Source organism: Zoogloea sp. (assembly GCF_028693495.1).
In the GTDB taxonomy this organism is placed as follows: domain Bacteria; phylum Pseudomonadota; class Gammaproteobacteria; order Burkholderiales; family Rhodocyclaceae; genus Zoogloea.
Map to the genome: position 1 here is coordinate 1 of NZ_JAQUVG010000052.1, position 23102 is coordinate 23102.

General features: G+C 60.8%; 24 protein-coding genes and 1 tRNA gene. 13 read left to right on the forward strand and 12 right to left on the reverse strand.

Annotated features, from left to right (window positions below; all coding sequences use genetic code 11):
- From PHD22_RS09960 to PHD22_RS10015, 12 genes are all read left to right on the forward strand, one after another.
- Positions 1-846, forward strand: an 846-nt coding sequence (locus tag PHD22_RS09960) for a FliI/YscN family ATPase (RefSeq protein ID WP_299865840.1), incomplete at its 5' end; no start/stop codon positions are given.
- Between the two features lie 90 nt (positions 847-936).
- Positions 937-1386 carry a flagellar export protein FliJ gene (gene fliJ / locus PHD22_RS09965; RefSeq protein ID WP_299865843.1) on the forward strand — a complete coding sequence of 150 codons (450 nt, stop codon included), beginning with the start codon at positions 937-939 and terminating at the stop codon, positions 1384-1386.
- Between the two features lie 71 nt (positions 1387-1457).
- The gene (locus PHD22_RS09970) at positions 1458-2687 is read left to right on the forward strand and encodes a flagellar hook-length control protein FliK (RefSeq protein ID WP_299865846.1); all 1230 of its coding nucleotides are present in this window, start codon (positions 1458-1460) and stop codon (positions 2685-2687) included.
- A gap of 93 nt (positions 2688-2780) precedes the next feature.
- Entirely contained in the window at positions 2781-3353 is a 573-nt protein-coding gene (locus PHD22_RS09975) for a flagellar basal body-associated FliL family protein (protein WP_299865849.1), read from the forward strand.
- A 12-nt stretch (positions 3354-3365) separates the two neighbouring features.
- A complete protein-coding gene (gene fliM, locus PHD22_RS09980; RefSeq protein ID WP_299865852.1) occupies positions 3366-4355 on the forward strand; it encodes a flagellar motor switch protein FliM in 990 nt (329 codons plus the stop codon).
- 11 nt (positions 4356-4366) lie between these two features.
- Positions 4367-4828, forward strand: coding sequence for a flagellar motor switch protein FliN (fliN, locus tag PHD22_RS09985; RefSeq protein ID WP_299865855.1), 462 nt, complete (start codon positions 4367-4369; stop codon positions 4826-4828).
- A 31-nt stretch (positions 4829-4859) separates the two neighbouring features.
- Positions 4860-5270: a flagellar biosynthetic protein FliO gene (fliO, locus tag PHD22_RS09990; RefSeq protein WP_299865858.1), complete on the forward strand. Its 411-nt coding sequence runs from the start codon at positions 4860-4862 to the stop codon at positions 5268-5270.
- A complete protein-coding gene (gene fliP / locus PHD22_RS09995) occupies positions 5267-6010 on the forward strand; it encodes a flagellar type III secretion system pore protein FliP (RefSeq protein ID WP_299865861.1) in 744 nt (247 codons plus the stop codon). Before fliO ends, fliP begins: the two co-directional genes overlap by 4 nt.
- 8 nt (positions 6011-6018) lie before the next feature.
- Entirely contained in the window at positions 6019-6288 is a 270-nt protein-coding gene (gene fliQ / locus PHD22_RS10000; protein ID WP_299865863.1) for a flagellar biosynthesis protein FliQ, read from the forward strand.
- A 14-nt stretch (positions 6289-6302) separates the two neighbouring features.
- On the forward strand, positions 6303-7085 hold the full coding sequence (fliR, locus tag PHD22_RS10005) for a flagellar biosynthetic protein FliR (protein WP_299865865.1): 783 nt from the start codon (positions 6303-6305) through the stop codon (positions 7083-7085).
- 111 nt (positions 7086-7196) lie between these two features.
- Entirely contained in the window at positions 7197-8240 is a 1044-nt protein-coding gene (locus PHD22_RS10010; protein WP_299865868.1) for an HD domain-containing phosphohydrolase, read from the forward strand.
- Positions 8237-11326 (forward strand): response regulator, encoded by a 3090-nt coding sequence (locus PHD22_RS10015; RefSeq protein ID WP_299865871.1) that lies wholly within the window; start codon positions 8237-8239, stop codon positions 11324-11326. Before PHD22_RS10010 ends, PHD22_RS10015 begins: the two co-directional genes overlap by 4 nt.
- An 80-nt stretch (positions 11327-11406) precedes the next feature.
- Here the strand turns inward: PHD22_RS10015 and gloA are convergent, their stop codons facing one another.
- From gloA to miaB, 12 genes are all read right to left on the reverse strand, one after another.
- On the reverse strand, positions 11407-11790 hold the full coding sequence (gene gloA, locus PHD22_RS10020) for a lactoylglutathione lyase (RefSeq protein WP_299865874.1): 384 nt from the start codon (positions 11788-11790) through the stop codon (positions 11407-11409).
- Positions 11791-11804: 14 nt separating this feature from the next.
- A complete protein-coding gene (locus tag PHD22_RS10025) occupies positions 11805-12518 on the reverse strand; it encodes a SprT family zinc-dependent metalloprotease (protein WP_299865876.1) in 714 nt (237 codons plus the stop codon).
- Positions 12519-12523: 5 nt separating this feature from the next.
- On the reverse strand, positions 12524-13282 hold the full coding sequence (locus PHD22_RS10030; protein WP_299865879.1) for a lysophospholipid acyltransferase family protein: 759 nt from the start codon (positions 13280-13282) through the stop codon (positions 12524-12526).
- 13 nt (positions 13283-13295) lie between these two features.
- Positions 13296-13829 (reverse strand): D-glycero-beta-D-manno-heptose 1,7-bisphosphate 7-phosphatase, encoded by a 534-nt coding sequence (gmhB, locus tag PHD22_RS10035; RefSeq protein WP_299865882.1) that lies wholly within the window; start codon positions 13827-13829, stop codon positions 13296-13298.
- A gap of 20 nt (positions 13830-13849) precedes the next feature.
- Positions 13850-15934: a glycine--tRNA ligase subunit beta gene (gene glyS / locus PHD22_RS10040; RefSeq protein ID WP_299865884.1), complete on the reverse strand. Its 2085-nt coding sequence runs from the start codon at positions 15932-15934 to the stop codon at positions 13850-13852.
- Positions 15934-16842: a glycine--tRNA ligase subunit alpha gene (gene glyQ / locus PHD22_RS10045; protein WP_299865887.1), complete on the reverse strand. Its 909-nt coding sequence runs from the start codon at positions 16840-16842 to the stop codon at positions 15934-15936. Before glyQ ends, glyS begins: the two co-directional genes overlap by 1 nt.
- Before the next feature lie 135 nt (positions 16843-16977).
- On the reverse strand, positions 16978-17379 hold the full coding sequence (locus PHD22_RS10050) for a hypothetical protein (protein WP_299865890.1): 402 nt from the start codon (positions 17377-17379) through the stop codon (positions 16978-16980).
- Positions 17380-17433: 54 nt separating this feature from the next.
- Entirely contained in the window at positions 17434-18915 is a 1482-nt protein-coding gene (gene lnt / locus PHD22_RS10055; protein ID WP_299865900.1) for an apolipoprotein N-acyltransferase, read from the reverse strand.
- Between the two features lie 8 nt (positions 18916-18923).
- Positions 18924-19766: a transporter associated domain-containing protein gene (locus PHD22_RS10060; RefSeq protein ID WP_299865903.1), complete on the reverse strand. Its 843-nt coding sequence runs from the start codon at positions 19764-19766 to the stop codon at positions 18924-18926.
- An 87-nt stretch (positions 19767-19853) separates the two neighbouring features.
- On the reverse strand, positions 19854-20297 hold the full coding sequence (gene ybeY / locus PHD22_RS10065) for an rRNA maturation RNase YbeY (RefSeq protein WP_299865892.1): 444 nt from the start codon (positions 20295-20297) through the stop codon (positions 19854-19856).
- A gap of 32 nt (positions 20298-20329) precedes the next feature.
- Positions 20330-21310, reverse strand: a complete 981-nt coding sequence (locus PHD22_RS10070; protein ID WP_299865895.1) for a PhoH family protein — start codon at positions 21308-21310, stop codon at positions 20330-20332.
- 55 nt (positions 21311-21365) lie between these two features.
- A complete protein-coding gene (miaB, locus tag PHD22_RS10075) occupies positions 21366-22700 on the reverse strand; it encodes a tRNA (N6-isopentenyl adenosine(37)-C2)-methylthiotransferase MiaB (RefSeq protein WP_299865897.1) in 1335 nt (444 codons plus the stop codon).
- A 49-nt stretch (positions 22701-22749) separates the two neighbouring features.
- Here miaB and PHD22_RS10080 point away from each other — a divergent pair.
- A tRNA-Met gene (locus PHD22_RS10080) sits at positions 22750-22826 on the forward strand.
- The last annotated feature ends 276 nt before the right edge of the window (positions 22827-23102 follow it).

The window sequence follows — 23102 nt, forward strand, 5'->3', positions numbered from 1 at the left end:
CGGATGGGACTCTTCGCCGGCTCCGGCGTCGGCAAGTCGGTACTGATCGGGATGATGGCCCGCTTCACGGCAGCCGACGTGATCGTTGTAGGACTGATCGGTGAGCGGGGCCGGGAAGTCAAGGAGTTCATCGAGCATAACCTGGGCGCAGAAGGCCTGGCCCGCTCGGCCGTCATCGCAGCCCCCGCCGACTGCAGCCCGCTGATGCGCCTGCAGGGAGCCTCCTACGCCACGACCGTAGCTGAATACTTCCGTGATCAGGGCAAGCAGGTCCTGCTGATCATGGACTCCCTCACCCGCTATGCGATGGCCCAGCGGGAAATCGCCCTCGCCATCGGCGAGCCGCCCGTTACCCGGGGCTATCCACCGTCCGTATTTGCCCGGTTGCCAGCGCTGGTGGAAAGAGCAGGCAATGGCCCGGAGGGCGGCGGCTCCATCACGGCCTTTTACACGGTACTTGCCGAAGGAGATGATCAGCAGGATCCGATTGCCGACTCTGCCCGGGCGATCCTGGATGGCCATATCGTACTGTCCCGCACTCTGGCGGACCAAGGACATTACCCCGCCATCGATATCGAGCAGTCCATTTCCCGGGCCATGCACAACCTGGTCAAGAGCCAGCACTTTGATGTGGTCCGGCGCTTCAAGCAGCTTTTTTCCCGCTACCAGCGCTCTCGCGACCTGATCGCGGTGGGCGCTTATCAAGCCGGAGCAGACCCCGTGCTGGATCAGGCTGTGAGCATGTACCCTCGTCTTGAAGCATTTTTGCAGCAGCGCATCGACGAGTGCGAACCCTACGACTCAGCCGTTGAGAAATTGCACGCACTGTTCGGTGCTCTACCGTGAACCGGCTCATTTCCGACCACCCTGCAGACACCCGGAAACGGCATCTAAAGATTTCGGAAGCCGGCCCGATAAGCCCTGAGGATCGTCACCATGAGTGAATCGTTCCCCTTGCAGCCCTTGCTTGACCTGGCCAATGACCGGATGGGTGAAGCCGCCCGCAAGCTTGGAGAACTCATCGCCAGCGACCGTGCGGTCGAAGACAAGCTGAGCCTGCTGAAAGACTATCGCAGGGAATACACGGAACGCTTCATGGAGAGCGCGCGCAACGGTATCGGCCCAGATGCATGGCGCAACTATCGCGCTTTTCTGTGCAAGCTTGATGATGCCATCACCCATCAGCAGAACGTGGTGCTCGAATCCAAGCGGAAGGTGGAACTGGGGCAGCAGGAATGGGTGGATCAGCGCAACAAGGTCAAGGCATTCGATACCCTGTCTCAGCGGCATCATACCCAGCAAGCCCGGCTGGAGGCCAAAAAGGAACAGCGGGCCACCGACGAGCATGCGGCCAAGCAGTTCCGGGACCGCAACAACGAGGACTGAGCCCCGGAAGACGCCAGCTGGCACGTGGCTTGCTGGATTACAGGTATCAGCACCTCACCAGGAATTTCATCATGTCCGGACCGTCCCTGCTCCCTGTCGCATCCCTTGCTCCCGCCGCCCCCGCCCAAGGCATGGGAGGGGTCCGTGCAGATGCATCCACTGCCGATGCATCCACTGCCGATGCAGCAGACCCGGCTGCGCAGAGCTTCGCACAAGTCCTGCGGCGTCAGATGAAGGGAGACAGGTCGGAGGAGGCCAGCGATCCTCCTGCGGGAGCATCATCTCCCCTCCCCCCGGACAGCTTCATCCCCGCCTTTCAGGAAACGGTCCGGACCATCACCAGCGAGACTGCAGCAGAAGCTGCTCTGGACGCGAGTGCGGAACAGACGCAACAGAGCGCGCTGTCATCTCCACCTCCAGAGCTGGCGGTACTGGTTGCAGCCAGCCTCATGACCACACCCCAGCCCGGGGCCCCTTCCTCACCGCTGCCACCCCTGAATACCGGCGAGAAAGCTGAAAGCCCCGGCCCTCAGCCCGGGATCCTGTCCGGCCACGAGGGCATCCTGCCAGCCCTGAGTCTCCCGCCCCCCGCCCTCCAGGGCAAAGGCGGCAAATTCGTGGCAGAGGACGCCACACATCAAGCGGCAAATTCTGCCGCAGAGAACAGGGACGCTCCACCCGCAAACAGCCAGGCCACCGAAGAAACGTCGCTGCCAGCCATCACCCCTCAAGTAGCCACTCCAGCAGCTCCCGCAACAGCCGAGCCCTCGCCCTCAGCAAGTCACAATTTTGCCGCAGTACACGCTGCGGCCCTGGCTACGCTGAAGGGAGAGTCGCCCCAAACAACCGCTCCGAACCCCGTCCCGCTGCACATTGCAACGCCAGCCAACAGCCCGGAATGGCCAGAAGCCGTAGCCCACAAGGTAAGCTGGATGGCTGGCCAGGCAGAAAGCCATGCGGAACTAACACTGACCCCCCCCCAGTTAGGCAAGATCGAGGTATCCATCAACCTCAACGGAGAACAAGCCACTGCCCAGTTCCTCGCAGCCAACCCGGCTACCCGGGAGCTCTTGGAGCAAAGCCTGCCCCGACTGCGGGAGATTCTCGAACAAAGTGGCATCAATCTGGGCCAGACCGATGTGGGCACACCCAATCAGTCCAACCAGCCGGGCGACTCCGACGCAGGACAACGCCGCAGCGGAATCCAGCGCGGAGGCGAGGATGGCGGCATGCCTGCCGCCATGGAAACCCCCACCCCGTGGATACGCCGCGGTGACGGCCTGGTGGACACCTTTGCCTGAATCGGAGTAAATGGCGGTCCCTTGACCTCCTGTCCATGGCACGGACGGCAAGCGCGATAGATAATGGCAAACCAAGACAAGGAGTAATCGAGGATGGCAAAAGCACCCGCCCAGGCAGAAGCAGCCGAAGGTGAAGCCCCCGCCAAGGGCGGCAAGAAGAAGATGATCATCATCGTGATTGTGGCCGTACTCGCGCTTGCCATCGGGGGCGGTGCAGCCTTCATGATGATGGGTCACAAGAAACCCGCGGAGGACGGGGAGGCCGAAGAGGAAGTCAGCCACGAACCCCCGAAAATCAAGGTGGACCCCAGCAAGCCTCCCGTCTTCGTTCCCCTGGAGCAATTCACTGTCAACCTGTCTCCTGAAGAAGGCGAGCATTTCCTGCAGGCCACCATGGTGTTGCGGGTTTCCGACCCCAAGATCGGTGACTCCCTGAAGCTTTACATGCCGGAACTCAAGCACCGAGTCATCATGCTCCTTTCGTCCAAACTGCCCTCCGAGCTGGCCACCGCTGATGGACGCGAGGTACTGGCCGACGAGATCAAGGATGAGGCTAACGACGTATTGGGCTACACCCCCAATCCAAAGAAGAAGAACAAGCGGAGCCGCCCCGAGGATGACGGTCCGGTGCTTGCCGTCCTGTTCAACCAGTTCATCGTTCAGTAACGGAGTCACGCCATGTCCGATTTTCTCTCCCAAGAAGAGGTCGATGCCCTGCTGAAGGGCGTCACCGGGGAGAGTGACGACTCGGAGCAGGTGGAGGAAAATACTGGCGGAGTCCGGGACTATAACCTCGCCACCCAGGAGCGGATCGTCCGTGGGCGCATGCCCACGATGGAGCTGATCAACGAGCGTTTCGCCCGTTATCTGCGGATTGGCATGTTCAACTACATGCATCGCAACGTGGAAGTCTCCGTAGGCCCCATCAAGGTCCAGAAATTCAGCGAGTTTGTACGTAACCTGGTTGTCCCGACTAACCTCAACCTTTTCATCGCCAAACCCCTGCGTGGCACGGGGCTGGTGGTTCTCGACCCGAACCTGGTTTTCCTGGTGGTGGACAACTTGTTTGGCGGAGACGGGCGCTTTCACACGCGAGTGGAAGGACGTGACTTCACCCCAACCGAACAACGCATCATCCAGGGGCTCCTGAAAGTCACCTTCAACGAATATGAAAAAGCCTGGGCACCGGTCCAAAAGCTCGAATTCGAGTACGTCCGCTCCGAGATGAATCCCCAGTTCGCCAACATCGCCACGCCCAGCGAAATCGTGGTTGCAGCCTCGTTCACCCTGGAGTTCGGTGGATCTCAGGCAGAGATGCACTTCTGCTTTCCCTACTCCATGCTGGAGCCGATCCGCGAGACCCTGTACTCAACGATGCAGTCGGATCACATCACCCAGGACAATCGCTGGGTCAGCATGATGGGCCGCCAGTTGCAAAGCGCAGAGGTCACTCTGGTGGCGCGGCTGGGGACAGCCAAGGTCACCCTGGGTGACATCGTGCACATGAAGCCCGGCGACGTGATCCCCCTCAACATTCCGGAAACCATTCAGGCGGAAGTGGATGGCATCCCCTTCATGGAGTGCCGCTATGGCGTTCAACGGGGACAATTCGCCCTCAAGGTGGAACGCTTCCTGGCCCAGGATGACGAGACCCCGAGCCCAGGTTAGGAACACACGCCATGACAGACACCGACCTTCCCGACGACAACCAGATCAGCGATGACGACTGGGCTGCGGCCATGCAGGAGCAGGCTGCGGCCGAAGGACTGACCGACGCCCTCGACAGCACAGCCCTGAACGAGGAATCGCCCTATCAGGCCAAGCCGGCCAGCCAGCTCTTCCCGGATTTCGGTCAGACCGGCCCGAAAAACGGCTCGGTCAATGATTACGACATGATCCTGGACATCCCGGTACTGCTGACCGTGGAACTGGGACGCACCAAAATCGCCATCCGCAATCTGCTCCAGCTGGCCCATGGATCAGTTGTCGAACTGGAGGGCCTGGCCGGGGAACCCATGGACGTTCTGGTCAATGGCACCCTGATTGCCCAAGGCGAGGTCGTGGTGGTTAACGACAAGTTCGGCATTCGCCTGACCGATATCATCACGCCGGCAGAGCGGATCCGAAAATTGCGAAACTGAGACCATACGACACCTGGCAGATTTTTCAACAATGCGCTCGCTGATCTACGCCGCAGGCCTGCTGACATGCTCAACCCCTGCCCTGGCTACCGAGGGCAGTCTGGGCGGCACTGCCGGCAGTGTCGCCCAGATGCTTCTGGCCCTGGGCATAGTGCTCGCGCTGCTGATCGGCACGCTGCATCTGCTTCGTCGCCTTTCCCGCGGGCAGGGCGGCGGATCAGGCAACCTGAGGATCCGTGGCGCTGCCGCGGTCGGGCCCCGAGAGCGGGTGGTTCTGGTGGAAGTGGGGGGCAAGGTGCTCGTGCTGGGAGTCGCACCTGGCCGGGTCACCCCACTGCACACGCTGGATGTCACCGATTTACCGCCCGCCCAGCCACCGGCGGCCATCCCCGGCGACTTTCAGCGCTGGCTCAAGGAAACGCTCGAACGGCGCACCCGATGAACACGTCCACATTCCGCACCCTGGCAGGCCTGTTGTGCCTGCTGACCCCCCTGGCAGCCTTCGCCCAGGCCATGCCTGCCTTCACCAGCACCCCCACCGGGGGCGGGGGCGCCCAGTACAGCCTGTCCCTGCAGACCCTGCTGCTGCTCACCGGAATGACCTTCATCCCGGCGATGGTACTGATGATGACCAGCTTTACCCGGATCCTCATCGTCATGTCCCTGCTCCGTCATGCGCTCGGCACCCAGACCTCACCCCCCAACCAGATCCTCGTCGGCCTTTCCCTGTTCCTGACCCTTTTCATCATGTCTCCGGTTGCCGACAGGGTGTATTCCGAGGCCTGGGTTCCGCTGTCAGAAAACCGCCTGAACTTTCCGGATGCCGTTGAACGGGCCAGCATCCCGGTCAAGGCCTTCATGCTCAAGCAGGTCCGGGAGCCGGATCTCAACCTGTTCTCAAAACTGGCAAAGACCCCCCGGGTGGACAAGGCGGAGGATTTGCCGATGCGGGTCGTGATACCTGCCTTCGTCACTTCCGAACTCAAAACCGCCTTCCAGATCGGCTTCATCGTCTTCATCCCCTTCCTGATCATCGACATGGTGGTCGCATCGGTGCTGATGTCCATGGGTATGATGATGATGAGCCCGGCCCTCGTGTCACTGCCTTTCAAGATCATGCTCTTTGTACTGGTGGATGGCTGGAATTTGCTGATCGCCTCACTGGTTCGAAGCTTCGGATAGGACCCTCCATGACCCCTACTACCGTGATCGACCTGGGCCGTCAGGCCCTTGAGCTGACCCTGCTGATCTCTTCCCCGCTGTTCATCGCAGCCCTGGTGACCGGTCTGATCATTTCCATCTTCCAGGCTGCCACTCAAATCAACGAGCAGACCCTGTCCTTCGTCCCGAAGCTGGTAGCCACCTTCACCGCCCTCGTCCTGGCGGGCCCCTGGATGATCACGATGATGACCGAATTCATCCAGCGCCTGTTCGAGAGCATTCCATCGATGATCGGCTGACGTCCCAGGCACTCATGCTCACTGTCACCAGCGCCCAGATCGAAGCCTGGCTTGCCCTGTTCGCCTACCCGGTAGCCCGGACTTTCGGGATGCTGGGCGCTGCACCCATTTTCGGCAATAACGCGATTCCCCGTCGGCTGAAACTGATCGTTGCCCTGGCCGTGGCCATTGGCGTGACACCGGTCATCCCGGAAGGCCCTGTCATTCCTGTTGATTCCTGGAATGGCATGCTTGTGCTGCTTCAGCAAAGCCTGATCGGGATTGCCATGGGCCTGACCATGCGAGTGGTATTCGCAGCCCTCGACCTCATGGGCGAAATCGTCAGCCTGCAGATGGGCCTTTCCTTCGCCACCTTCTTCGACCCCATCGCAGGTGGGCAGACTGCTGTTGTTGGAGAGTTCCTGACCCTGCTGTCTTCCCTGATCTTCCTGTCACTGAACGGACATCTGTTGATGGTGGACACCCTGGCCCACAGTTTCGAGTGGCTCCCCATCAGTCCTGCAACAGTCCATGCCGGGGGTTGGGTCGTGCTGGTACGTTTTGGTGCAACTGTTTTCGCAGCCGGTCTGCTGATGGCCTTCCCTGTCATCACCGCACTCCTCATCACCAACATTGCCCTGGGTGTGCTTACCCGCGCTGCGCCGCAACTCAATCTGTTCGCCATCGGCTTTCCGATTACCCTGACGGTTGGCTTCGTAGCCCTCATGCTGTCCCTAAATCACCTGGCCCCCCTGCTGCAGCACTTTTATGACCAGGGGTTCAGCACCATAGGGGCCATGCTCCGTGCCCTGCGCTGACCCCGGGCAAGCCGTCCATGCCCCTCCGTCTCACCTGTCCCGCCACGCAATCCAGGGCCCAGCCTGACTATCGCGTCACAGCCCTTTACCCGCGCCCTCACTGGAGCTTTCATGGCCATAGTCATTGTCGATGACACACCGCTCAACCTGACCCTGATCCAGGCCCTGGTCCGCAAGCTTACCCCTGCGGGCACCGAGATTCTGACCTTCACCTCCCCCCAGGAAGGACTCCAGTGGTGCACACACCATGAACCAGACCTGATCATCGTTGATTACATGATGCCTGACCTCAACGGCATCGAGCTCATCAAGTCCGTGCGGGCCCACCACCCGGCCGATGTGGTCCCGATCCTGATGGTCACGGCAGCCCACGAGAAGGAAATCCGCTACCAGAGCCTCACCGCCGGGGCCAACGACTTCCTGACCAAGCCGATCGACCGCAACGAATTCGACCCCCGGGTACGCACCATGCTGGCCCTGCGCCACAGCCACACCCGGTTACGCCACTGGAACGACGACCTGCAGGTCGCAGTGGTCAGCAAGACGGCAGAAATCGTGACCCGGGAACGGGAAACCATCTCGCGACTCGCACGAGCAGCCGAATTCCGTGATCCGGAAACCGGAGCCCACATCCTCAGGATGGCCTATTACTCGAAACTGATTGCCGAGCAAATCGGCATGGAGACCGAGTTATGTGAACGACTGCTGACCGCGGCTCCGATGCACGACGTGGGTAAGGTGGGCACGCCTGACCACATCCTGCTCAAACCAGGCCGCCTTACCGACGAGGAAATGGAAATCATGAAACGCCATGCCACGATCGGCCATGACATTCTCAAGGGCTCCTCATCCCCCATGATCCAGATGGCTGCAGAGATTGCCCTCAGTCACCACGAAAAATACGATGGCAGCGGCTATCCAGAAAGGCTCTCGGGAGAGGCGATTCCTCTGGTGGGCCGCATCGTGGCCGTAGCCGATGTCTTCGATGCGCTCACCTCCGCCCGCCCCTACAAACCAGCCTGGGATCTGGAGCGGGCAGTCGGCTTCATGAAGGAAGCACGCGGGACCCATTTTGACCCCCTCTGCCTGGATGCTTTCTTTGAGCGCTGGGACGAGGTCCTGGCCATTCGCGGACGCTATCAGGACAAAGCATGACACCCGCCGGAAGCCCCGCCACCTATACACTACGGCGTCTGCTCACCCTGGCTTTCACCCTGCTGCTGACCGTGTCGATCGGGGCGTACTCCCTTTACACCGCCATCGAACAATCCAGCCATGTGGAACGGCTTGAGCGGGAGCAGGCCGGTGAGATCGTAAGACACCTGGCAAGGGACCTGGAGCAACCCCTGGCTACCGGGGATGCAGACGAACTTTCCAGACGTTTGAAAAAGATCCAGGGAGTCCCCAGCATTCAGGCTTTCATGGTCACCGATCGTCGGGGCTATCCCCTGAGCCAGGTTCAACGCCGGAGTGCCACCCATCCCTTCGAGGACGTGGCGGTCGGCGATCTTCCCATGAGCCTCCCTGACACCCAACGGGGGACCGACACGGCAAGGATTGGGTCAGACGGTCGTATCGTTGCCTGGGCGGACATCGGCGACAAGGCCCCCATCGGCTGGTTACGCCTCGAAATGCAGCCCGTGGCTGCCAAGGACAGCCTGCACCACATTCTTCAAGACAGCGCTCCCGCCGGACTGCTGACCCTGATCCTGGGAACCCTCGCCATTCACCTCATGCTCCGTCCTGTCCTGTACAGCCTGGAGAGGGCGACCCGTTTTGCCGAAACCCTGGAGACGGGGCGCGGCGAAAACTTGTCCAATCGCAGCCAGATCGCCGAGATCCGCCAGCTCGAAGATGCCCTCAACCAGGCATCGACCCGAATCTTCAAAGGACAATCTGCCCTCGCCGCCAGCGAGAGCCGCAACCGGGCCATCACCGAAGCATCCCTGGACGCCATCATCACCATCGATGGCCAAGGCCGAATACTGGACTTCAACCGCGCAGCCGAAAGCATCTTCGGCATCACGCGCAGCGAAACCCTGGGTCACTCGGCAACCGAGCTCTTTGTACCGGAACGTTTCAGGGAGTCCCGGGCAGGAGAGGTCCAGGCACTGTTCGACACCCCGGCCCCCGACATACTCGGCAAGCGCATCGAAACCGTCGCCCTGCGGGCAGACCAAAGCGAATTTCCTGCCGAGGTGGCCCTGGCCACCTTCGAGAGCGGCGGCAACCGGCTCCTGACTGCCTATGTCCGCGATATTTCCGAGCGACGTGCCGCAGAAGCCTTCATGCGGGAGGCGAAAGAAGCTGCCGAAGCCAACAGTCGTTCAAAAAGCGACTTCCTGGCCAACATGAGCCACGAGATCCGCACGCCCATGAATGCCATTCTGGGGATGACCGACCTGGCACTGGAAACCCCTCTCGATGATGAACAGCGGGAATACCTGTCCCTGGTGAAAAGCTCGGCAAACTCCCTGCTCAACATCATCAATGACATCCTGGACTTCTCGAAGATCGAGGCTGGCAAGCTGGATTTTGAGCATATCGACTTCAGCCTGAGGGACTGCGTGGCCCTCGCCATACGGACCCTGCAGCAACGGGCGGCTGAAAAGGATCTCCAGCTGGCAGTGCGGGTGGCTCCGGATGTACCTGATGGCCTGATGGGCGATCCCCACCGCTTGCGCCAGGTCCTGATCAACCTGCTCTCCAACGGCATCAAGTTCACACCGACGGGTGGAGTCACCCTCACGGTAGAACCCGGCCCCCAGGAAGACGATGACATCCAGTTGCTCTTCAGTGTCAAGGATACCGGGGTCGGCATCCCGGCCGACAAGCAAAGTCTGATTTTCGAAGCCTTTTCCCAAGCAGACACCTCCACCACCCGACGCTATGGCGGTACTGGTCTGGGACTGACCATCAGCACCCAGCTGATTCGGGCAATGGGGGGGGAAATCACCGTAGTCAGCACACCAGGTGAAGGCAGCATCTTCCGTTTCACCGCCCGCTTCGCCCCGGGGAGTGGCGTGCCCCTGACCGAAGAACGTACCCATCTGGAAGGACTCCCCGTCCTTGTCGCCATAGACAATCCGGAAGCAAAGGCTGCCGTCATCGAGCTCCTGGGACAATGGCGGATGTCGCCCTGCGCAGCCCTGGATGGGGACGATGCGCGCCGGGAAATGGTCCAGGCACAACATCTTGGCCACCCCTATCGGGTGGTCATCATCAGTACCCAGTTACCCGATACCGAGGGTTTCCAGCTCGCCGAAAGCCTTCGTCAGATCGCCGAAGCACCTCCCTGTGTCCTGATGCTGGCTGGAGAAGGACGCCGGGGGGATGGCGCCCGCTGCAGGGAGCTGGGCATCTCGGCCTACCTACCAATGCCTATTGAAGCCTCCGACCTGCTCAACAGCATCCTGCTGGCAGTAGACCCCATTGATGACAAGGGCAGCGATCGTCCCCTGATCACCCGGCATACCCTGCGCGAGCAGCGTCGTCAGTTGCGCATCCTGCTGGCAGAAGACAATGTCGTCAATCAGACCCTCGCCCTGCGCCTGCTGGCCAAGCTGGGCCATCAGGTGGATGTGGCTGGTGACGGCCTGGAAGCGCTGGCACTGCATGAGCACCATCGCTACGACATCATCCTCATGGACGTACAAATGCCCAAAATGGGCGGCTTCGAAGCCACTGCGCGCATCCGGGCCCGCGAGACAAGCGGCTTTCCCCGCACCCCCATCGTTGCCATGACTGCCCATGCCATGAAGGGTGACCGGGAGCGCTGCCTTCAGGCTGGCATGGACGGCTACCTGTCCAAACCGGTCCACGCCCCCGACCTGGTGGAAGCCTTGATTCACCAAGTCGGCAGCGGCGATCCGCCCCCACCCCCGGCAACGGAATCCGCCCCGAACGGGGAACCGGTTTTTGATCGGGAAAAAGTCCTGGCAAACCTGGGAGATGACGCAGATCTGCTGGCCCAGCTGGTCGCGATGTACTGCGAGGATGAAGCACGGATGCTGGCGGAGATTGAGGCGGCCATTGTCGCCGGCGACGGGGAAGGCCTGCGCAACACCGCCCATGCCCTGAAGGGCGCCGTATCCAATTTCTGCGCAAAACGAGCCCAGGCCAAAGCCCAGCAACTGGAGCGAATGGGCAAGGAAAGGGAGATTGACACCGCCCGCCAGGTCTTCAACGAACTCAAGGACGAACTGGACGAACTGCGCAAGGCATTCCTGGCGACGGGCTGACACGCCACGCTTCACACGTGGAAGGGCCTGGGGCGGCATTGCTGCAGTGCCCCAGGCCCTTGATGAGCACGGAGACCGGATCAGTGCCTCTGGATCAACTCGATCTTGTAACCATCCGGATCTTCAACAAACGCGATCACCGTCGTTCCGTGTTTCATGGGGCCAGCCTCACGCACCACCTTGCCACCACGCGCCTTGATGGCTGCGCAAGCGGCCTGGGCGTCGGGTACTTCCAGGGCAATATGCCCATAGGCCGTGCCCAGCTCGTAGCCATCAACTCCCCAGTTGTGGGTCAGTTCGATCACAGCGCCCTCGGCTTCGTCCTGATACCCCACGAAAGCCAGGGTGAACTTGCCCTCAGGATAATCCTGCCGGCGCAGCAGACGCATCCCCAGCACCTCGGTGTAAAAATCCAGGGAGCGCTCCAGGTCGCCCACACGAAGCATGGTGTGAAGAAGTCGCATATTAAATCCTTGTGTCAGATGAGCGGAAGGGACGCCCCCGCCTCGCGTAACTGGCGCCGGGCAGCCACATGGTCAGGGTAAAGGGACTCCACCACGGACCAGAAACGGGGTGAATGGTTCATTTCCACCAGATGGGCGACCTCGTGAGCCACCACGTAGTCGATCAGGGACAAAGGCAGATGCAGCAGCCGCCAGTGAAGACGGATCCCGCTGCGGGCACTGCAACTTCCCCAGCGGGTCCGGGCACTGGAAAGGCGAACCGGCGGGGCTGGCCGCCCAAGGCGCAGGCAGAACGCTTCAACCCGATGGGAGAACACCTCGAGCCCACGCTTCTGGAGACCCCGCAACAGCACTTCCCGGGCATCTGCTCCGCTGCGCAGAGCGAGCTCCAGAGTCGGTTCTGGGGCAGTCCCGTGCCAGACGACCTGATTGTTCCCCCGGCCAAGACGCACGATCCACCCCTCACCCAACAGGGGCAGGCAAGCGCCCTCTACGGGCTCGAAGCAACGCCCGGGCAGGTGGGCGTCACGTTGTCGCAGCTTCTCCAGCACCCAGGCCTGATGGCTGTGGACGAAAGCCTCCACCTCCCGAATTCCCATCCCCAGGGGAGTACCCACGATCAAGCCCCGCTGATCAATGCGCAGCCCCAGGGTCCTGCGGACACTACGGCGCAAGAGATAGGGCACAGGCCGGCCATCCAGGAGAATCTCCCGATGTTCGACGGTCATGGCACTCACGCCACAGCAGGCGTCTTGTCCTTTTTGCGCTCGGAACGGTAGTGGTGAGGAAAGAGACGGCGCATCTCGCCTTCAATCCAGGCTTCCGCGCGCCGGTTGATTTCTTCAGCTGACAGCCCCCGGGTATCAATCACTGGACCGATGCTCACCAGAACCTCACCAGGGCGCTTGAAGAAGGCGTTGCGCGGCCAGAACTCGCCCGCATTGTGGGCCACCGGAACCACCTGGGTACCGGTCTGGGCAGCCAGCCAGGAGCCACCTGCCTTGTAGCGCTTCTTGCTGCCGGGCGCTACCCGGGTGCCCTCCGGGAAGATGGTGACCCACAAACCACGGGCCAAACGATCGCGGCCCTGCTCCTCCACCTGGGCCAGGGCATCCTTGCCTGCAGAGCGGTCGATGGCGATCATGGGCATCTGGGCAATGCCCCAGCCAAAGAAAGGCAGCTTGTGGATTTCCCGCTTCATTACGAAGACCATCGGCGGGAAGATGTCCTGGAGCATGATCGTTTCCCAGGCCGACATATGCTTGGAGAGCACGATGGCCGGCCCTTGAGCGGGCATGTTCTCGATGCCGGTCACCCGGTAGGGAATCCCCAGGACATGCTTGATGACCCAGGCCATGATGCGCGGCCAGCCACGGATGATCTTGTGGCGAAGCTCGGGCTTGAAAGGAAACGTCCCCATGGCAATCAGCGCATAGAGGGGGGTGAAAATGGCCAAGGCCAGCATGAACAGCAGATTACGGATCAGAACCACGGCAGGGCTACCTTCATGCGGTGAGTTCGGCCGCAACAGCGGCCAGGTCGGGGTAAATCGTGGTTTCCGGTGGCAGGGCCGGATCAAGACGTGTTTTCGGCCCCTTGCCGGTCAATACCAGGCAGGGCCTGCAGCCCACGGAGATGCCTGCCTGCAGGTCCCTGAGGCTATCCCCCACCACCGGCATTCCCTTCAGATCCACATTGAAGCGCTCGGCAATCTCGATGAACATCCCGGCCTTGGGCTTGCGACAGCCACAGGTAGAGTCCGCCGCATGGGGACAGAAGAAGACCGCATCAATACGGCCACCGACATGGCCAACCGCCTTGACCATCTTCTCGTTGATGGCATTGAGGGTATCCATATCAAACAAACCCCGCCCGACCCCGGACTGGTTGGAGGCAACCACCACCCGCCAGCCTGCCTCGTTGAGGCGGGCAATCGCTTCAAGGGAACCGGGAATGGGCTTCCACTCTTCCGGCGACTTGATGAACTGGTCGGAGTCGAAGTTGATGACCCCATCCCGGTCGAGCACGATGATTTTCATGGAGCGCCCTCCGCAGGCCATCAGGCCGACAGGCGGGAGATATCAGCCACCTGATTCATCAGACCGGCCAATTGGTTCAAGAGGGCCAGACGGTTCTGACGTACCAGCGGCTCCTCGGCCATCACCATCACTTCATCGAAGAAGCGGTCCACCGCGGTACGCAGACCCGCGAGGACGCGCAGCGCGTCCGTGTAGGCTTCGTTCTGGAAGTGCGAGCGGGCCAGCGGTGCGACCTCGATAATGGCGTGGAACAGGGCCTTCTCGGCCTCTTCCACCAGAAGTGCCACATCGGGCTCGCCCAACTCGCCCCCGGCTTTCTTGAGGATGTTTACGATCCGCTTGTTGGCTGCCGCCAAAGCTGCGGCTTCTGGCAACTGCTGGAAGGCCAGCACGGCCTCAAGCTTGGGAACCACCAGGTCGATGCGGGTCGGCTTGAGAGCCAGCACGGCATCGACCACGTCCTGAGCATGAGCAGCCTCACGCAGGGTGTTGCGCAGGCGCTCCAGCATGAAGTCATACAGCGGACCATCGATGTCGACGGTCAGCACGCCCGGGTTGAAGGCTTCCGCCGCGCGCTTGATGAGCTCGGCCAGATCGAGGGGCAACGGGCCCTCCATGAGGATGCGGAGTACGCCCAGCGCAGCCCGGCGCAGGCCGAAGGGATCCTTGTCGCCGGTGGGGATCTGCCCGATGCCGAAGAAACCGGCCAGGGAATCGAGCTTGTCGGCCAGGGCCAGGGCGCGGCCGATGTTGCTGTCGGGCAGGGCATCGCCGGCAAAGCGCGGGCGGTAATGCTGCTCGATGGCCTCCGCGACCACCGGCAGGGCGCCTTCCGCCAGGGCGTAGTAGCGCCCCATGGTGCCCTGCAGCTCGGGGAACTCGCCGACCATGTCGGTCAGCAGGTCGGCCTTGGAGAGCAGCGCGGCCCGGTTGGCCAGGTTTTCGTCGGCGCCCAGCAGGCCGGCGATACGGCGGGCCACAGTGGACATGCGCTCGACGCGATCGCCAAGGGAGCCCAGCTTGTTGTGATAGACCACCGAACCGAGCTTGACCACCCGGGGCGTCAGGCCGGCCTTGATGTCCTGCTCGAAGAAGAAGCGGGCATCGGACAGGCGCGGACGCACCACCCGCTGGTTGCCGGTGATGATGTTGGACGGGTCGGCCAGCTCCATGTTGGACACGATCAAGAAGCGGTTGAGCAGCTTGCCTTCGGTATCGAACAGCGGGAAGTACTTCTGGTTGGCCCGCATGGTGAGGATGAGGCACTCCTGCGGTACCGCCAGGAATTCGGCCTCGAACTCACCAACGTAGACGGTCGGATGCTCGACCAGGGCCGTCACTTCGTCCAACAGATCGGCATATTCGCCGAGGGTGGCGTTCTGGCGGCCGGCTTCGGAGACCAGCTGCTTCTCGATGTTGGCGCGGCGCTCGGCGAAGTCGGGGATGACCTTGCCCTCGGCCAGCAGGGTCGGCTCGTAAGCGTCAGCCGTGGCGATGTCGATGTCGCCGCGACTCATGAAACGATGGCCCCGGGTGGTACGACCAGACTGGATGTCGAGAACCGAACCCGGCACCACCTCTGCACCATGCAGCAGGGTCAGCTTGTGGGCGGGGCGCACAAAGGTGGCGTCACCGTCGCCCCAGCGCATCACCTTGGGAATGGGCAACTGCTTGAGGGCATCCTGGACAATGCCGCCCAGCACCTCGACCAGCTTCGCACCGGCCACCGTCGAAGTGTAGAACAGGGCTTCTGCCTTGCCGTCCATACGCCGCTCGAAGCTGGCCACGGCAGACAGCGGGATACCCCTGGCCTCGAGCTTCTTGCTCAGGGCCGGAGTGGGCTGGCCGTCGGCGGTGAGGGCTACCGACACCGGCATGATCTTCTCGGTCACATCCTGCGCAGCCCCTTCGGACAACACGTCGGCCACGGTGATGGCCAGGCGACGCGGAGTGGCAAACCAACGGGAGGTGCCAGCCGCAGGCGCCAGGCCACGGCTTCGGAGGCCGGTCAGAATGCCGTTGGCAAAGGCCTGACCCAGTTTCGGCAGGGCCTTGGGCGGCAGTTCTTCGGTGAACAGTTCAACGAGCAGGGTCGCGCCGGTCATCACGCGGCCTCCTTCTTCAGCATCGGGAAGCCCAGGGCTTCACGGGAGTTGTAATAGGCTTGGGCCACTTCACGGGCCAGCACGCGCACGCGGCCGATATAGGCCGCGCGCTCGGTGACGGAGATCGCCCCACGGGCATCCAGCAGGTTGAAGGTGTGGGAGCACTTCATGACCATCTCGAAGGCCGGCAGCACCAGCGGTACGGCCAGCAGGCGCTTGGCCTCGCCTTCGTACTCGCCGAACAGACGGAACAGCCACTCCACATTGGAATGCTCGAAGTTGTAGGTAGACTGCTCCACCTCATTCTGGTGATAGACATTGCCGTAGGTGACCGGCGTACCATCGGGGCCGATGGACCACACTAGGTCGTAGACGTTTTCAACACCCTGCAGGTACATCGCCAGACGCTCAAGACCGTAGGTGATCTCGCCCAGCACTGGCTTACAGCTCAACGAGCCGACTTCCTGAAAATAGGTGAACTGGGTGACCTCCATGCCATCCAGCCACACCTCCCAGCCCAGACCCCAGGCGCCCAGGGTCGGCGACTCCCAGTCATCCTCAACAAAACGGATGTCGTGGGCATTCGGATCGATGCCCAGCGCACGCAGGCTGTCGATGTAGAGCTCCTGGATGTTCACCGGGGACGGCTTGAGCACCACCTGGTACTGGTAGTAGTGCTGCAGGCGGTTGGGGTTCTCACCGTAACGGCCATCTTTCGGGCGTCGGGAAGGCTGCACATAGGCAGCGTTCCAGCGCTCCGGGCCAATGGCCCGCAGGAAGGTGGCGGTATGAAAGGTGCCGGCGCCCACTTCGATGTCATAGGGCTGGAGCAGGGTGCAACCGTGCTCGGCCCAGAAGTTCGAGAGGCGCAGGATGATCTGCTGGAAAGTCGGTTTTTGGACGGACATGGGTGCTCCGCGGTGGTAGGCCGCGCGAATTTGGGCAAAGTCCGGATTTTACTGGGTTTCCGCTCTCAAGGAAGGCTTGTCCCAAAAGGAGCGGTCTCCCCTCTCATCGAGGGATGGCAGACCGCCTCCCCGGACTCAGCCCTCAGCCAGTTCCTCAAGAGTGAAGCCCCAGCGACTCATCAGGAAGCGCAGCAGACTCTGCTCCCCGTCACTGACATCCCCGTCGCTCTTGGCCACGATCAGCATCACCGAAAGGGCCACCTTCTGCAGCGAGCGATCGGTCAGGTCGCCCGCCAGACGGGACAGGCGGGCCTCTTCCAGCAAGAAGACCCGCTCCTGCTCCGCTTCGTTGATCACATCCCGGCAGCAGTCCAGCAGCACCTGCGTCAGCGTGTCCTGATCGACCCCGAGCAGGGCCAGAGTATCGTTATGCCTGATCCAGTCCACTTCCCGGTTATCGAGATGTCCGTCAGCGAGGATCGCCATGGCGACCAGACGGGCCAGGGCGTCAGGGCTGTTGATGGGGTAGGAGCGCATGATTCTCTTGTTCTTCCGTGAATCCAAAGGAAGCAGAATCATACGCCCTACCAGTCAAGTCCGGCGCAGCCAGCCCCACAGCAAGGAAAGTGCAGCACACAGCACGGCGGGCCAGTTTCCCCACAGGGCATAAGGCGTCATGCCCTCGTAGCCATGCACTTCAACATGCAGAGCACCTGTTTCAAAGGCCGGCAACACCGCGTCAACAACACCGTCAGGCATGATAAGGGCAGTCATGCCGGTATTGGTGGAACGGAGCATGGGACGCCCAGCTTCCAGGGCGCGCAGGCGGGCAATCTGCAGATGCTGAGGTTGCGCCAGAGAGTCCCCGTACCAAGCCAGATTGGAGATATTGAGCATCAGGGTGGCTTCTGGCAACGCGCGGATCAACTCCTCGCCAAAGACATCTTCGTAACAGATATTGACGGCAATTCTCTGACCCGCCAGGGCCATCGGCGCCTGACGGGCAGGTCCGCGGGTCTGATCTGCCATGGGGATACTGACCAGCTCATAGAACCACTGGAACAGGGGCGGCGAATACTCCCCAAAGGGCACCAGGTGGTGCTTGGCATAGTGGGCGCCGGGAGATACGCCCAGACTGATCGCTGCGTTGTAGATTCGCCCAGCCTCATCGCGGGTAAATGTACCGAGAATCACATCCCCTCCCTGCCCCACTGCGATCCGGCGCACCTCGTCAAGGTATCCAGCAGGAAGATGGTCCACCAGCAAAGGAATGGTCGTCTCTGGGAGCACGATAAGTTGTGCAGGATGGGCCCGCAACATGCTCAGATTGACGTCCAGCCAACGCTGCAGCAGTTCTGGACGCCATTTGAGACGCTGCTCGATGTTGGTCTGCAGGAGGGCCACCCTGATCGGCTCTCCCCGCGGCTCCGTCCAGGAGACCAAACGCAACAGCCCCCCCAGCGCAAGAATGGCCACAACCATCCCGGCCAGCCGCCACGAACGCCGCTGCACTGCAGTCACGGTCAAAGCGGCAACCAGAGCCAGCAGACCACCGATGCCATAGACGCCCACCAAAGGTGCAAAACCTGCCAGGGGACTCTGGGGCGCCTGGGAATAACCGCTGATCAGCCAGGGGAAGCCGGTAAACAGCCATCCTCGAAGCCACTCCGTCAACAGCCACACCCCTGCAAAAAGACAGGCATCCGCCATTGGTCGCCCTCGTCGCAAAGCAGCAAAGAGGGCTCCAGCCAGACCTGCATAGAGGGCCATGCCGCCGCAGAAGAGCAGGACTGCGAGAGCGGCCAACGGCATCGACATGCCGCCAAACCGATGTAACGCCACATAGAGCCAGGACACGCCTGCCAGCATGGCGCCCAAGCCCCACAGGAAGCCCAGGCCGAACCCTTCCCGGGCACGACGCAAGGAAGAGGCCCCACCAGCAAGATCGGATGCGCCGCGATCCAGCAGCCAGAACAGCCCCCCTATCGCTACAAAGGCCAGGGGGAACAATTCGAAGGGGGCATAGGCCAGAACCGACACCCCGCCAGCCAGTAGGGCCAGGGCACGACGCATGAGCGCCATCAGCCGCCAACCGCTTCCGGATCGGGCATGCGTTCGACAAGAAGGGAGTAGACCCGACGGCTATCTGCCCGCAGGACCTGAAAACGCAGCCCTTCCAGCTCCACGACCTCATTGCGCTTGGGCAGCCGGCCCAGTTTGCGGATCAGCAATCCACCGACCGTGTCGTACTCGGCGTCACTGAAACCGGTAGCGAACGCTTCATTGAAATCCTCAATCTCCGTAGCAGCCTTGACCCGATAACGCCCCGCCTGATCCAGCCGGATGTTGTCAGCCGTCTCATCGAAATCATATTCATCCTCGATGTCGCCGACGATCTGCTCCAGTACATCTTCGATGGTCACCAGGCCAGCGACCCCGCCGTACTCATCCACCACGATGGCCATGTGGTTACGGCTGATCCGGAAATCGCGCAGCAATACATTCAGACGCTTGGATTCCGGTACGAAAACGGCAGGACGAAGCATGTCCCGGAGATTGAAGGACTCTCCGGCAAAGACCCGCAACAAATCCTTTGCCAGCAGAATGCCAATCACATCATCCTTGTTTTCGCCGATGACAGGAAAACGGGAGTGGGCAGCCCCAATTGCAAAGCGGGTAATATCCTCTACGGAGTCGTCGATGCAGACAACATCCATCTGTGCCCGGGGAATCATGACATCCCGCACCTGCATGTCGGAGACCTGAAGAGCCCCCTCGATGATCGCCAGCGCGTCCGCATCAAAGAGGTTGCGGTCATGAGCAGAGTGCAACAGGCTGAGCAGTTCTTCCCGGTCCTCCGGCTCCCGGGTCAGAAGGGCGGAAAGCCGCTCAAGCAGGGAGGGCTTACTACTATAGGGGTCCATACAAAAAGTGGATGAGGAATGGGCCATGGACACCGGCCAGACACGAACGGCACCCATGGCGCATTGCTCACCCCGTCACCGTCAGATTCAATCTTCCCCGGCGTAAGGATCCGGATAGCCCAAAGCAGTCATGATTTCACGCTCCCGGGCTTCCATTTCTTCGGCCTCATCGCTCTCCAGATGATCGAAGCCCTGCAAGTGCAGCATACCATGCACGCACAGGTGGGCGTAGTGTGCCGCCAGCGCCTTGCCCTGCTCTGCGGCCTCCCGCTCGATCACCTGACGGCACAGCACCAGATCCCCCATCAGTGGCAGCCCTTCCGGCAGGGGCATGTCTTCCCCTTCCCCATAGGCAAAGGTCAGCACATTGGTCGCGTAGTCCTTGCCACGGTAATCCCGGTTGAGCTCACGCCCTTCTTCCTCGTCCACAACGCGAACGGTGATTTCCGCAGGACCCGGTTCGACCGCCAGCAGCCAGCCAGCAAAATCGGCTTCGGAAGGTACCCCCTCCACGTTACAGACGTATTGCACCGAAAGGTCAAACTCAGATGGCATATCGTTCGTCATTGCTGGGCCTGTTGTTGCTGGGCCTGGCCGGCCTCGTTTCTGTGTTGCTGATGTTTTTCGTAGGCATCGACAATACGTGCGACCAAAGGATGACGCACCACATCGTCCTTGAGAAAATGCGTAAACGCCACCCCCCTGACATCGGCCAGCACCTGCACCGCCTCGGCCAGGCCACTTTTCTGCCCTCGGGGCAGATCCACCTGGGTAAGATCGCCGGTAATCACCGCCCGGGAGCCGATACCAATACGGGTCAGGAACATCTTCATCTGCTCAGGCGAAGTATTCTGGGCTTCATCAAGAATGATGAATGCCCTGGACAGAGTCCGCCCGCGCATGAAAGCCAGGGGGGCAATCTCGATGCACCCCCGCTCAAAAAGCTTGGTCACCCGATCAAAACCCATCAGGTCATAGAGAGCATCATAGAGGGGACGCAGATAGGGATCCACCTTCTGGGCCAGATCGCCCGGAAGGAAGCCGAGACGCTCCCCCGCCTCCACTGCGGGACGGGTCAGAACGATCCGCTCCACATGCTCCCGCTCAAAAGCGTCCACCGCACTGGCCACTGCCAGGTAAGTCTTTCCCGTACCTGCGGGGCCGACTCCGAAGGTGATGTCGTGCTCCTGGATCTGGCGGATGTAATCAATCTGACGCGGCGTACGGCCATGCAGCTCGCTCTTTCGAGTGAGCAGCACGGGCATCGGAGGATGGGCCTGAGAAAGATTGCTCAACTCAATCAGACCGAGCTGGATATCATCCACGGAAAGAGGCGCATCCGCCTTCTCGTAAAAATGTCGCAACGCACGGGCAGCGTTGCGACTCAGCGGAGCATCGCCGTGCAGCATGAAACGCTCGCTGCGCCGGACGATGGTCACATCGAAAGCGGTTTCAATCTGGCGGATATTTTCATCAAGCGCACCGCACAGATTGGCCAAACGCAGATTGTCGACGGGATGCAGGATTATTTCAGTGGGTTTCATTACCAACATGCTGCCAGACTGAAGCCCTGCCGTGAAGTGCAATACATCAGATCGATCAATCCCTGGTAACGATCTCGCCCCGCAGGGAATGGGGCAATGCCGAGACGATGGTCACATCTACAAAATGACCCACAAGCCGGGGATTTCCAGCAAAGTTTACCACCCGGTTATTATCCGTGCGGCCAGCAAGTTCATTGGGATCCTTCTTCGACGGCCCCTCCACGAGAATGCGCTGTACCGAACCAATCATTCCCGCACTGATCCGGGATGCGTTCTCTTCGATCCGCTTCTGCAGAAGGGCAAGACGGGTCCGCTTGAGGGCGTCTGGCGTGTCATCCGAAAGATCAGCCGCCGGCGTCCCCGGGCGGGCGCTATAAACGAAGCTGAAAGACGTGTCGAAACCCACATCCTCAATCAGCTTCATGGTCTGCTCGAAATCGGACTCGGTTTCACCGGGAAAGCCCACGATGAAGTCTGAAGAGAGGGAAATATCCGGCCGCACGGCTCTCAACTTGCGAACCAGCGACTTGTATTCAAGAACGGTATAGCCCCGCTTCATCGCAGCAAGCACCCTGTCCGAGCCCGCCTGCACGGGCAAGTGAAGATGAGACACTAACTTCGGCAGCTTTGCGTAAGCGTCCACCACACGCTGGGTCATCTCGCGGGGATGAGAAGTCGTGTAACGGAGACGCTCAAGACCGGGCATGTCGTGAATGCACTCCAGTAGAAAAGCGAAATCGGCCATTTCGCCGGCATCCCCATCCACGGGCGCCCGCCAGGCGTTCACGTTCTGCCCCAGCAAGGTCACCTCCCTGACTCCCTGGGCTATCAACCCGGCCACCTCGGCGAGAACGTCGGCCAAAGGCCGATAAATCTCATCCCCCCGGGTATAAGGGACAATACAGAAAGTACAGTACTTGGAACATCCTTCCATGATGGATACAAAGGCACTGGCTCCCTCCACCCGGGCCGGCGGAAGATTATCGAACTTTTCAATCTCCGGAAACGAAATATCCACCTGTGACCGTCCACTGGCCTTTCGCTCGGCAATCAGCGCAGGCAGACGATGAAGGGTCTGCGGGCCAAACACCAGATCCACATACGGAGCCCGCTGCACAATGGCCTCCCCCTCCTGGCTGGCGACACACCCCCCCACACCGATGATCAGGTTCGGGTTCTTCTGCTTGAGGTGCTTGACACGTCCCAGATCATGGAAAACCTTCTCCTGGGCCTTCTCACGTACAGAGCAGGTATTAAAGAGGATCACATCTGCCTCTTCCGGATCATCTGTCTTTTCCAGCCCATCGACGGCCGACAGCACATCTGCCATCTTGTCCGAGTCGTACTCGTTCATCTGACAACCGAAGGTTCGAATATAAAGTTTCTTCATTGCGTGTTGACCTGCAGGGACGAAATCCCTATTATAGCGGGCTCAGGTTGGTGATGTAGCTCAGATGGTTAGAGCGACGGATTCATAACCCGTAGGTCGGCGGTTCGACTCCGCCCATCACCACCAAAAAATTAAAGCAAAAGGCCAATCCGAAAGGATTGGCCTTTTGCTTTGGGTGCCCAGGAAAAATACTGCAAGACGGATCCCCCTAAAAACCCAGGCGCCGGGCATGAACAGGGGAAGATGATTTTTTATTTATTAAATTCTTTAAATAAACGAAACAACCCCCAGTCGCTGTTGAGCGCTGGGGGTTGTGTGATGTGAGTCTGACGATGACCTACTTTCACGCACGGTTGTGCACTATCATTGGCGCGGTCTTGTTTCACGGTCCTGTTCGGGATG

Bases quoted from the DNA above. Each gene is read 5' to 3' on its own strand.
- fliJ (WP_299865843.1), top strand. From the start codon at position 937: ATGAGTGAATCGTTCCCCTTGCAGCCCTTGCTTGACCTGGCCAATGAC.
- PHD22_RS09970 (WP_299865846.1), top strand. From the start codon at position 1,458: ATGTCCGGACCGTCCCTGCTCCCTGTCGCATCCCTTGCTCCCGCCGCC.
- PHD22_RS09975 (WP_299865849.1), top strand. From the start codon at position 2,781: ATGGCAAAAGCACCCGCCCAGGCAGAAGCAGCCGAAGGTGAAGCCCCC.
- fliM (WP_299865852.1), top strand. From the start codon at position 3,366: ATGTCCGATTTTCTCTCCCAAGAAGAGGTCGATGCCCTGCTGAAGGGC.
- fliN (WP_299865855.1), top strand. From the start codon at position 4,367: ATGACAGACACCGACCTTCCCGACGACAACCAGATCAGCGATGACGAC.
- fliO (WP_299865858.1), top strand. From the start codon at position 4,860: ATGCGCTCGCTGATCTACGCCGCAGGCCTGCTGACATGCTCAACCCCT.
- fliP (WP_299865861.1), top strand. From the start codon at position 5,267: ATGAACACGTCCACATTCCGCACCCTGGCAGGCCTGTTGTGCCTGCTG.
- fliQ (WP_299865863.1), top strand. From the start codon at position 6,019: ATGACCCCTACTACCGTGATCGACCTGGGCCGTCAGGCCCTTGAGCTG.
- fliR (WP_299865865.1), top strand. From the start codon at position 6,303: ATGCTCACTGTCACCAGCGCCCAGATCGAAGCCTGGCTTGCCCTGTTC.
- PHD22_RS10010 (WP_299865868.1), top strand. From the start codon at position 7,197: ATGGCCATAGTCATTGTCGATGACACACCGCTCAACCTGACCCTGATC.
- PHD22_RS10015 (WP_299865871.1), top strand. From the start codon at position 8,237: ATGACACCCGCCGGAAGCCCCGCCACCTATACACTACGGCGTCTGCTC.
- gloA (WP_299865874.1), bottom strand. From the start codon at position 11,790: ATGCGACTTCTTCACACCATGCTTCGTGTGGGCGACCTGGAGCGCTCC.
- PHD22_RS10025 (WP_299865876.1), bottom strand. From the start codon at position 12,518: ATGACCGTCGAACATCGGGAGATTCTCCTGGATGGCCGGCCTGTGCCC.
- gmhB (WP_299865882.1), bottom strand. From the start codon at position 13,829: ATGAAAATCATCGTGCTCGACCGGGATGGGGTCATCAACTTCGACTCC.
- glyS (WP_299865884.1), bottom strand. From the start codon at position 15,934: ATGACCGGCGCGACCCTGCTCGTTGAACTGTTCACCGAAGAACTGCCG.
- glyQ (WP_299865887.1), bottom strand. From the start codon at position 16,842: ATGTCCGTCCAAAAACCGACTTTCCAGCAGATCATCCTGCGCCTCTCG.
- PHD22_RS10050 (WP_299865890.1), bottom strand. From the start codon at position 17,379: ATGCGCTCCTACCCCATCAACAGCCCTGACGCCCTGGCCCGTCTGGTC.
- lnt (WP_299865900.1), bottom strand. From the start codon at position 18,915: ATGCGTCGTGCCCTGGCCCTACTGGCTGGCGGGGTGTCGGTTCTGGCC.
- PHD22_RS10060 (WP_299865903.1), bottom strand. From the start codon at position 19,766: ATGGACCCCTATAGTAGTAAGCCCTCCCTGCTTGAGCGGCTTTCCGCC.
- PHD22_RS10070 (WP_299865895.1), bottom strand. From the start codon at position 21,310: ATGAAACCCACTGAAATAATCCTGCATCCCGTCGACAATCTGCGTTTG.
- miaB (WP_299865897.1), bottom strand. From the start codon at position 22,700: ATGAAGAAACTTTATATTCGAACCTTCGGTTGTCAGATGAACGAGTAC.